4 protein-coding genes are annotated in these 2,545 nt (G+C 46.8%); 1 reads left to right on the forward strand and 3 read right to left on the reverse strand.

Features of this window, described 5'->3' with window-relative positions:
* A partial coding sequence (locus tag LUQ50_RS04790; protein ID WP_300036980.1) for a DUF2284 domain-containing protein occupies positions 1-253 on the reverse strand: 253 nt, incomplete at its 3' end.
* A gap of 98 nt (positions 254-351) precedes the next feature.
* Entirely contained in the window at positions 352-786 is a 435-nt protein-coding gene (locus LUQ50_RS04795; protein ID WP_300036983.1) for an OsmC family protein, read from the reverse strand.
* Between the two features lie 210 nt (positions 787-996).
* Here LUQ50_RS04795 and LUQ50_RS04800 point away from each other — a divergent pair, with 210 nt between their 5' ends.
* On the forward strand, positions 997-1,614 hold the full coding sequence (locus LUQ50_RS04800; RefSeq protein ID WP_300036986.1) for a TetR/AcrR family transcriptional regulator: 618 nt from the start codon (positions 997-999) through the stop codon (positions 1,612-1,614).
* Positions 1,615-1,633: 19 nt separating this feature from the next.
* On the opposite strand, the gene LUQ50_RS04805 is transcribed toward LUQ50_RS04800, so the two are convergent.
* The coding region (locus LUQ50_RS04805) for a BMP family ABC transporter substrate-binding protein (protein ID WP_300036989.1) at positions 1,634-2,545 on the reverse strand (912 nt) is incomplete at its 5' end.

The following is a 2,545-nucleotide window of genomic DNA, read 5'->3' on the forward strand; positions in this document are numbered from 1 at the left end:
AAGACCTGAATTTAACCAGTACGGCATACTGGTACTCGGCAAGGATCTTTCGAAATTCATCAGGTGTCGGGACATGAGGCGGACACGTGAGTTTAGTCCCATAGGTTACGCACCCGGTCCTGCATTTCAGGGAGACTCGGTTCTCAACGATTACGTCAGAACTTCTGATGACCCGTGCTTCGGTTGCACCAAATCTCATGGCTGCTTGTATAAGGAAGTCAAGCGGTGTTATTTCTGATTCATCTGGGTTCATGTGATTCACGTTGTTGTGTCTATGTCAGAGGTTTTCAAATGTTCATCAGGATTTTCTCTAAATTTACGAGTTATTTTGATTTCTGTATTAGGGATTTGTCAAATATCTGGATGTTTTATCATGAACTCCCAAGTCACCCTGGCGATCCTGCTGACCATGACATTCACAGGGCAGGAGAGTGTCATGGTCTCCTGGATTACTCTATTCACTACAATTTCATCCAGATCTCCGGTTACGGTGATGACCATATGAATCTGTTTCAGAATCTCTGGTGGAATCTGGCTTCTGGTGCATTTCATTTCTATTCCGATTTTATCAGGTATCTTTCCGGTTTTTATCAGATTGATGTGAGTCTTTATCGCGATGCATGTTCCAATAGATGCGATAAAGTACTCCATAGGGTTAGGATACTCTTCTTTTCCTCCGAGCATACCTGAGGGCTCGGCGATAATCTCCTTTCCGGTACTGGTTTTCGCAACATACCGCAACGGCTCTACCTGTAACACATGCATTGTCATTGAAGGGTTGTTCATACAATATCCCCGCATATGGCGGTTTGTGATATCTTTTACGAGTTTGTTTCAATATTTTTCAAAACTATTCTGTCAATATTTCACCAGTGAGATTCTTTAAATTCACCTCTGAAAATATACATACCATCTAGAATGTATTAATCCAATCGGTTTGTATCCGGATATTCGACATGGTTTTCAACTGTCGGGAGAAATAAATACTAACGTTCAATGCCAAAAGTCGTTCCCGAATATAAGGAAGAAGCAAAACGTCGCATCATCGAAGCAGCGATCGACGTGATAGCAGAGCGGGGATGCGACCAACTGACTTTTGATCAGGTTGCAAAAAAGATCGGGGTTACCAAAGGGGCTGTGTACTGGTACTTCAAAACCAAGGAAGAACTCATCACCGCAGTATTAAAACGGTTCAGAACCGATTTTGAACGGACCACCTTTGAATCCTTCTATAACCGCCCGATCGATGAGATGCTGCTTCAGATATTTGACCGATTCACGCTGACTGATAACCGGCAGCGGGCAATCTTTTTTGAGATGTTTGCTCTCGCAGTCCGGAGTTCAGATGTCAGACATGCGACCCGTGACTATTACCAGGGCCTGGTTGCAACCTTCGAAGATGCCATCAAAAGAGAGCAGAAGCAGCAATTACTCGATCCAGATGCAGATCCCCATACCCTGGCACTCCTTATGGTGGCCCTTTATTCAGGGCTGCAGAACTTTGAGATGGTCTGGATGTGCCCGGATGAGATCAAGAACCTCTGGCTTGACGGAATAAAACATCTGCTCGGTCCTGTGCCCGCAACCCAGAAGAAAGAACAGAAGAAGAAGTAATCCCTGATAATCATGAATGTTAGTTGTACTGCTTTTCTGCTGCTATCGCCTCCTCATATCTCCCAGATATAAGCGGGGAACAAGTACTGAACCGGGGATTAATGAGAACTCCTGAACCATTATCAGCAAGCCCGGTCACTACCGTGCCAGGTGTGAATGACCCCTGCATCACTGAGGTGATCTCACGGTTTACGACCTGATCCAGGTTCTTGACTGCAGAGGCGATGACCACTTCAGGCCCAAGTACTGACTGATCAGAATCAACCCCGATGATTCTGAGCCCCGAAGTGTTTCGTGCAAGATCTATCACCCCGGTCCCTGATCCCCCGGCAACAGTAAAGATGAGGTCGGTCCCGTTGGAAGAGAGGGTTCTGGCAATTGCTGCTGCCTTATCAGGGCTCCAGAACCCAGAATTGTCGTCAGCAACATAGGCGGTTGTCAGAGTGACCTCTTTTTCTGACTGGTTTGCTCCTTCAGAAAAACCAGCAATAAACTCATCCATTACCGGACTTTCCCTGCCCGCAACTACCGCTATCTTCCCGGTACTGGTCTGATCTGCCGCGATGATTCCAGCAAGATAACTGGAACCATACATCGAGAACCTGATGGTCCGGGTGTTATTTCCGGTGAGGGGATCGGTATCGACCCCAATCACCGGTACCGCAGAATTGGCAGTCGCGATGGTCTGTGCCATCCCGGTCAAAGGGCTGCCCACCAGAAGTACCATCACCGGGGTTTCACCATTCGGGCCATCGATTTCAGGAATCGGATCACTCGATGCATTATAAATCGAAAATTCCTGAACTGCAAATGTATGATTTTCTTTCGCCTGGAGAAGGCCGCGGTAGGCACTGTCGATGAATGACTGATCTCCTTTCCCTCCTGAATAAATAACATCTATCAGTGGAGTGGAAGCCATTTCACCCAGGGC

This window comes from Methanospirillum sp. (assembly GCF_028679455.1).
In the GTDB taxonomy this organism is placed as follows: Archaea; Halobacteriota; Methanomicrobia; order Methanomicrobiales; family Methanospirillaceae; genus Methanospirillum.